This window comes from Isoptericola sp. NPDC060257, assembly GCF_042726645.1.
Taxonomy (GTDB): domain Bacteria; phylum Actinomycetota; class Actinomycetes; order Actinomycetales; family Cellulomonadaceae; genus Isoptericola; species Isoptericola nanjingensis.
Window position 1 is genome coordinate 1 of record NZ_JBHXAW010000268.1, and the last position, 6,075, is coordinate 6,075.

The 6,075-nt window shown below is 74.1% G+C and carries 6 protein-coding genes; 5 read left to right on the forward strand and 1 reads right to left on the reverse strand.

The window, feature by feature from the left end; all coding sequences use genetic code 11:
• The coding region (locus ACFWEK_RS17660) for an MFS transporter (protein ID WP_430554871.1) at positions 1-368 on the reverse strand (368 nt) is incomplete at its 3' end.
• A gap of 407 nt (positions 369-775) precedes the next feature.
• On the opposite strand from ACFWEK_RS17660, the gene ACFWEK_RS17665 reads away from it, so the two are divergent.
• Genes ACFWEK_RS17665 through ACFWEK_RS17685 form a run of 5 tightly spaced genes read left to right on the forward strand, consistent with a single transcriptional unit; the run spans position 776 to position 5,915 of the window.
• The gene (locus ACFWEK_RS17665) at positions 776-2,293 is read left to right on the forward strand and encodes an MmgE/PrpD family protein (RefSeq protein WP_430554872.1); all 1,518 of its coding nucleotides are present in this window, start codon (positions 776-778) and stop codon (positions 2,291-2,293) included.
• A gap of 26 nt (positions 2,294-2,319) precedes the next feature.
• Complete coding sequence (gene prpB, locus ACFWEK_RS17670; protein ID WP_430554873.1) at positions 2,320-3,231, forward strand: methylisocitrate lyase; 912 nt, start codon at positions 2,320-2,322, stop codon at positions 3,229-3,231.
• A 56-nt stretch (positions 3,232-3,287) separates the two neighbouring features.
• Complete coding sequence (locus tag ACFWEK_RS17675; RefSeq protein WP_430554874.1) at positions 3,288-4,445, forward strand: bifunctional 2-methylcitrate synthase/citrate synthase; 1,158 nt, start codon at positions 3,288-3,290, stop codon at positions 4,443-4,445.
• Positions 4,442-5,230 carry a class I SAM-dependent methyltransferase gene (locus ACFWEK_RS17680; RefSeq protein ID WP_430548271.1) on the forward strand — a complete coding sequence of 263 codons (789 nt, stop codon included), beginning with the start codon at positions 4,442-4,444 and terminating at the stop codon, positions 5,228-5,230. Before ACFWEK_RS17675 ends, ACFWEK_RS17680 begins: the two co-directional genes overlap by 4 nt.
• A gap of 58 nt (positions 5,231-5,288) precedes the next feature.
• Positions 5,289-5,915 (forward strand): CYTH domain-containing protein, encoded by a 627-nt coding sequence (locus ACFWEK_RS17685; RefSeq protein WP_430548270.1) that lies wholly within the window; start codon positions 5,289-5,291, stop codon positions 5,913-5,915.
• Positions 5,916-6,075 lie beyond the last annotated feature (160 nt).

Below are 6,075 nucleotides of genomic sequence, written 5' to 3' on the forward strand. Positions count from 1 at the left end.
ATCATCACGAGCGTGAAGGCCAGCACCTTCTGGCGGCCGACCTTGTCGCCGATGCGGCCGCACACGATGCCGCCCAGCGGGCGCGCCACGTACGTGGCGGCGAACACGCCGAGGGAGAAGAGGATCTGCACGCCGGACGACGCCTGCGGCAGGAACACGGCACCCATCGTCACGGCCAGGTAGCCGTAGACGCCGACGTCGTACCACTCCATGAGGTTGCCGACGGCGGTGCCGCCGATCGTCTTCTTGAGCATGGAGTTGTCGACGACGGTGACGTCGGAGACGCGGAGCCTGCGGCGCGCGGCCCGGGTGGCCGGAGCGTTCGCGGGGGTGGTGCCGGTCGGTTCCTGAGGGAGTACGGCGGTCATGTTTCCTTCCGTGGCCGGCGCGGCGCGCACGCGGTGTGAACGCAGCGGCCCGGCCCGTGACAGGGAGCCGGCGCCCGCCACGAGGGCGGACGCCGAGCCCGAACATGGGCGGCCACGTTACCGATCCTTGACCGAGAATCAAGTTCGGCAGGGCAACCATGGGTCCGGAGGTGCCCTCGACGCGACGCCCTCACCTGCGGCGACACCGTTCCTTGACACGGTATTCGTGAAGCCCGCCACAGGGCTCTCGGTGTGCCCCCGCACGGCCGTCCGGGCGACGGCCGCCCGCCCTCGCTCGCTGGACCCGGCGCTCACCGGGCGTTACGTTCTCGGAGCGGCCCGGACACGGGCGGCGACGACGCCCGCACACGATGTCTGCTGAGGCCTGCACAGGGAGGACTCCCCGCATGATCGACCACGAGGTCCGCGTCTACCGTTCCGACGAGCCGCTGCCCCGCGAGGGGCAGCTCGCGTGGAAGATCGCGGAGGTCGCGGCCGAGCAGCTCGAGCCCGCCCCGGAGGTCACCGACATGGTGATCAACCGCGTGATCGACAACGCCGCGGTGGCGACGGCGTCGCTGGGCCGCGGCCCGATCCTCGCGGCCCGCACGCAGGCGGAGGCGCACCCGGTCTCCCGGGGCGGCGCGGGCTCGACGGTCTTCGGCTCCCCCGAGCGGACCAGCCCCGAGTGGGCGGCCTGGGCGAACGGCGTCGCCGTGCGGGAGCTGGACTACCACGACACGTTCCTCGCGGCCGAGTACTCGCACCCGGGCGACAACATCCCGCCCCTGCTCGCCGTCGCGCAGCACCTGGGCCGCAGCGGTGCGGAGCTGCTGCGCGGGATCGTCACGGGTTACGAGATCCAGGTGGACCTCGTCAAGGGCATCAGCCTGCACGCGCACAAGATCGACCACGTCGCCCACCTCGGCCCGTCGGCCGCGGCGGGCATCGGCACGCTGCTCGGCCTGCCCACGGAGACCATCTACCAGGCGGTCGGCCAGGCCCTGCACACGACGACGGCGACCCGGCAGTCGCGCAAGGGCGAGATCTCCACGTGGAAGGCCCACGCCCCCGCGTTCGCGGGCAAGATGGCGGTGGAGGCCGCGGACCGCGCGATGCGCGGGCAGACCTCCCCCAGCCCGATCTACGAGGGCGAGGATGGCGTGATCGCCTGGCTGCTCGACGGGCCCGACGCCCGCTACACGGTGCCGCTCCCGGCCGCCGGCGAGGCGCGGCGCGCCATCCTCGACACGTACACCAAGGAGCACTCGGCCGAGTACCAGGCGCAGGCGTGGATCGACCTCGCGCGCCGCCTCGGCACCGAGCGGCCCGAGCTGCGCGACCCGGCGAACGTCGTCGCCGTCGTGCTGCACACGAGCCACCACACGCACTACGTGATCGGCTCCGGCTCCGGCGACCCGCAGAAGTACGACCCCACGGCCAGCCGCGAGACGCTCGACCACTCGATCCCCTACATCTTCACGGTCGCTCTGCAGGACGGCGCCTGGGACCACGTCGGCAGCTACGCCCCCGAGCGCGCCGCCCGCCCGGACACCGTGGACCTGTGGCGCAAGGTCACCACGGCCGAGGACGCCGAGTGGACCCGCCGGTACCACTCGAGCGACCCGGACGAGAAGTCCTTCGGCGGACGCGTGGAGATCGAGCTCGCGGACGGCTCGCGCGTCGTCGAGGAGATCGCCGTCGCGGACGCGCACCCGCTGGGCGCGCGCCCGTTCGCCCGCGAGCAGTACGTGGCGAAGTTCCGCACCCTGGCCGCCGGGGTGCTGACCGACGAGGAGACCGAGCGGTTCCTCGACCTCGCGCAGCGGCTGCCGGAGCTGTCCGCCGGCGAGCTGTCCGGCCTCACCGTCACGCCGCTCGCCGACCCGCTCGCGACCCACCCCGTCGCGCGCGGCATCTTCTGAGACCCGTTCTGACCCGGAGGGCGACCGTGCTCTACTCGACCACCACCCCCGCCGCCAAGCGCGCCGCGTTCCGCGAGCGGCTGCGCTCCGGCGAGCTCCTGCAGCTGCCCGGCGCGTTCAACCCGCTCGCCGCGCGGCTGATCCAGGACAAGGGGTTCGACGGCGTGTACGTCTCGGGCGCGGTGGTCGCCGCCGACCTGGGGCTGCCCGACGTCGGGCTGACCACCCTCACCGAGGTCGCGACCCGCGCGGGGCAGATCGCCCGCATGACCGACCTGCCGACGCTCGTGGACGCCGACACCGGCTTCGGCGAGGCGATGAACATGGCCCGGACCGTGCAGACGCTGGAGGACGCAGGCGTCGCGGGGCTGCACGTCGAGGACCAGGTGAACCCCAAGCGCTGCGGGCACCTCGACGGCAAGCAGGTCGTGGACGAGCCGACGGCCCTGCAGCGGGTGCGCGCCGCCGTCGCCGCGCGGCGCGACGAGAACCTGCTCGTCATGGCCCGCACCGACGTGCGCGCCGTGGCGGGGCTCGCGACCGCCGTCGACCGCGCGAAGGCGCTCGTCGACGCGGGCGCGGACGCGATCTTCCCCGAGGCGATGCGCGACCTGGCCGAGTTCGAGGCCGTCGCGAGCGCCGTCGACGTCCCCGTGCTGGCCAACATGACCGAGTTCGGCAAGTCCGAGCTGTTCACGACCACGCAGCTCGCCGACGCGGGTGTCGCCCTCGTCATCTACCCGGTCTCGCTGCTGCGCCTCGCGATGGGCGCCGCGGAGCGCGGCCTGGACGCCCTGCGCGCCGAGGGCTCGCTGACGGGGCAGGTCGAGCACATGCAGACCCGCGCCCGGCTCTACGAGCTGCTCGACTACGGCGCCTACTCGGCGTTCGACACCGGCGTCTTCGACTTCAGCCTGGACGACAACCTGCACGGCTGAGCGCCGCCGCAGCCCGCACGGCAGCACATCCCGTACATCGCAGCGAAGGAGCATCGATGACAGAGCACACCGGGTCCGAGCCCGAGGTCCGACGCGGGCTGGCGGGGGTGGTCGCCGACGTGACGGCCGTCTCCAAGGTGGACCCCGAGACCAACTCCCTGCTGTACCGCGGCTACCCGGTCCAGGACCTGGCGGCGACCCGCCCGTTCGAGGCGGTCGCGTGGCTGCTGTGGCACGGCGAGCTGCCCACGCCCGACGAGCTGGACGCGCTGCGCGCGACCGAGCGCGAGCACCGCCCGCTCGCCGACGACGTGCGCGCCGCCATCGACCTGCTTCCCCTCGGCGCGCACCCGATGGACGAGGTGCGCACGGCGGTGAGCGTCCTCGGCGCGCGCGAGGCCGCGGGCCTCACGGCCCTGGAGGCGGCCGCCGACCCGGACGTCAACCTCGAGCGCAGCGTGCGGCTGTTCGCGGCCCTGCCGGCCATCGTCGCGTACGGGCAGCGCCGCCGCCAGGGGCTGGAGCCGGTCGCCCCGCGCGACGACCTGGACTTCTCCGCGAACTTCCTCTGGACGACCTTCGAGGTCGAGCCGGACCCCGTGGTGGCCGACGCGTTCAACCGTTCGATGATCCTGTACGCCGAGCACTCGTTCAACGCGTCCACGTTCACGGCGCGCGTCATCACGTCCACGCTCAGCGACCTGCACTCGGCCGTCGTGGGCGCGATCGCGGCGCTCAAGGGGCCGCTGCACGGCGGCGCCAACGAGGCGGTCATGGAGACGCTCGCCGAGATCGGCACCGCCGAGCGTGCGGCCTCCTGGCTCGACGAGGCGCTCGACGCCAAGCGCAAGATCATGGGCTTCGGGCACCGGGTCTACAAGCACGGAGACTCGCGCGTGCCGACGATGAAGGCCGCCCTCGACACCCTGGTCGAGCACTACGACCGCCCCGACCTGGCCGCCCTCTACGACGCGCTGGAGACCGAGTTCGTGCGCCGCAAGGGCATCTACCCGAACCTCGACTACCCGTCGGGCCCGGCCTACCACCTCATGGGCTTCGAGACGGCCACGTTCACGCCGCTGTTCGTCGCCGCCCGCGTCACGGGCTGGACGGCGCACATCATGGAGCAGCAGGCCGCCAACGCCCTCATCCGCCCCCTCTCGGCGTACGTCGGTCGCGAGCGCCGCGAGGTGCCCGGCCCCGCGGACCGATGAGCGCCGACCGGGACGCCGCGCGCCCCGCGTCGTCCTTCGGCGCGGCCGCCGTCGCGTACGCCGAGCACCGCCCGGACTACGCGGCGGCCGCGGTGCGCTGGACGCTGCGGGCGGCGCCGGGCCCGCGGGTGCTCGACCTCGGCGCGGGGACGGGCAAGCTCACCGCCACCCTGCTCGACCCGGCGGTCGTCCCTGGCGCGGAGGTCGTCGCCGTCGAGCCGGACCCGGCGATGCTGGCCGAGCTGCGGCGGGGCCTGCCGGGCGTCCGCGCCCTGGCGGGCAGCGCCGAGTCGATCCCGCTGCCCGACGGCTCCGTCGACGCCGTGCTCGCGGGCAACGCGCTGCACTGGTTCGACCTGGCGGTCGCGGGGCCCGAGATCGCCCGCGTGCTCGCCCCCGGCGGCGTCCTGGCCGGGCTGTGGAACCTGCTGGACGACGACGTCGCCTGGGTCGCCGGGCTCGCCGAGGCGAGCGGGAGCGCGGCCGTGGGGCCGCGGGACACACCGACCGCCTGGCGCCGCGCGACCGACGGCGTGCTCCCGCCCGCCGGGGAGGCGTGGTCGGCCCGGGCGGAGCGGGCCGAGTTCCCGCACGGTCAGCGCCGCACCGCCGACTCGCTCGTCGCGACCCTCGCGACCCGCGCCGGGATGCTCGTCATGCCGGAGGCGGAGCGCGCGGCCACGACCGGGCGGATCCGCGCGTATCTCGCGGGCAGGCCGGAGACGGCGCGGGGCGAGTTCACCCTGCCGATGCGCACGGGCGTGCTGCGCGCGCGGCGCACCTGAACCGACACCGCCGGGCCGCGGGACCGGACCGTCGTCGCGGCGCACTAGGCTCGCAGTCATGTCCGCCGACTACTCCGACTTCGAGTTCGAGCGCCGGTTCTTCGTCCGCGAGCTGCCGGACGCGCTGCGCGACGCGCCCGCCCTGATCGTCCAGTCCTACTTCCTGTCCGACGGCGGCTACGCGCTGCGCGTGCGGGTGCAGGCCACGGGCGTCGAGGCACGGCTGGGCCCCGACAGCGACGCGCGGGACGTCCTCGAGCTCTACCGCTCGCGCGTCGACCTCGCCGCGGTCACGGTCAAGGGCCCCTCGGTGGGCGGCACCCGGTACGAGGCGGAGCGCCCGCTCGAGCCGAACGTCGGCGCGGAGCTGGTGCGCCGCGGCGGCGCCCAGGTCATCAAGACGCGCTACGCGGCCTGGCTGGGCGCCGACGGCTGGTCGATCGACGTCTTCGGCGGCGCCAACGCGCCGCTCATCGTCGCCGAGTGCGAGCGCTCGGGCCCGGTCACGGACCTCCAGATCCCCGACTTCTGCGTCACCGAGCTCACCGACGACCGCCGCTTCTCCAACGAGTCCCTCGCCGTCGACCCCTTCCGCGGCTGGTCCGCCGCGTACGCCCAGGAGCTCGCCACCCAGGGCCCCCGCTTCCGCGACGACTTCGGCGGCAACACCACGATCACCACCTGACGGCCCAGCACCCGCTCGGCGCCGCCCCCGCTCCCGAGCAAGTGCGCGTGAGAGTCGACACGACCCGGGTCGCGCACTGTCCGAGGCACCGCGACGGGTGCGGGCTCAGGAGAGCGGGAGGCGCAGGATCCTTCGCGCGGTCGTATCCCTCCCGAAGTGG

Bases quoted from the DNA above. Each gene is read 5' to 3' on its own strand.
- ACFWEK_RS17665 (WP_430554872.1), top strand. From the start codon at position 776: ATGATCGACCACGAGGTCCGCGTCTACCGTTCCGACGAGCCGCTGCCC.
- ACFWEK_RS17675 (WP_430554874.1), top strand. From the start codon at position 3,288: ATGACAGAGCACACCGGGTCCGAGCCCGAGGTCCGACGCGGGCTGGCG.
- ACFWEK_RS17680 (WP_430548271.1), top strand. From the start codon at position 4,442: ATGAGCGCCGACCGGGACGCCGCGCGCCCCGCGTCGTCCTTCGGCGCG.
- ACFWEK_RS17685 (WP_430548270.1), top strand. From the start codon at position 5,289: ATGTCCGCCGACTACTCCGACTTCGAGTTCGAGCGCCGGTTCTTCGTC.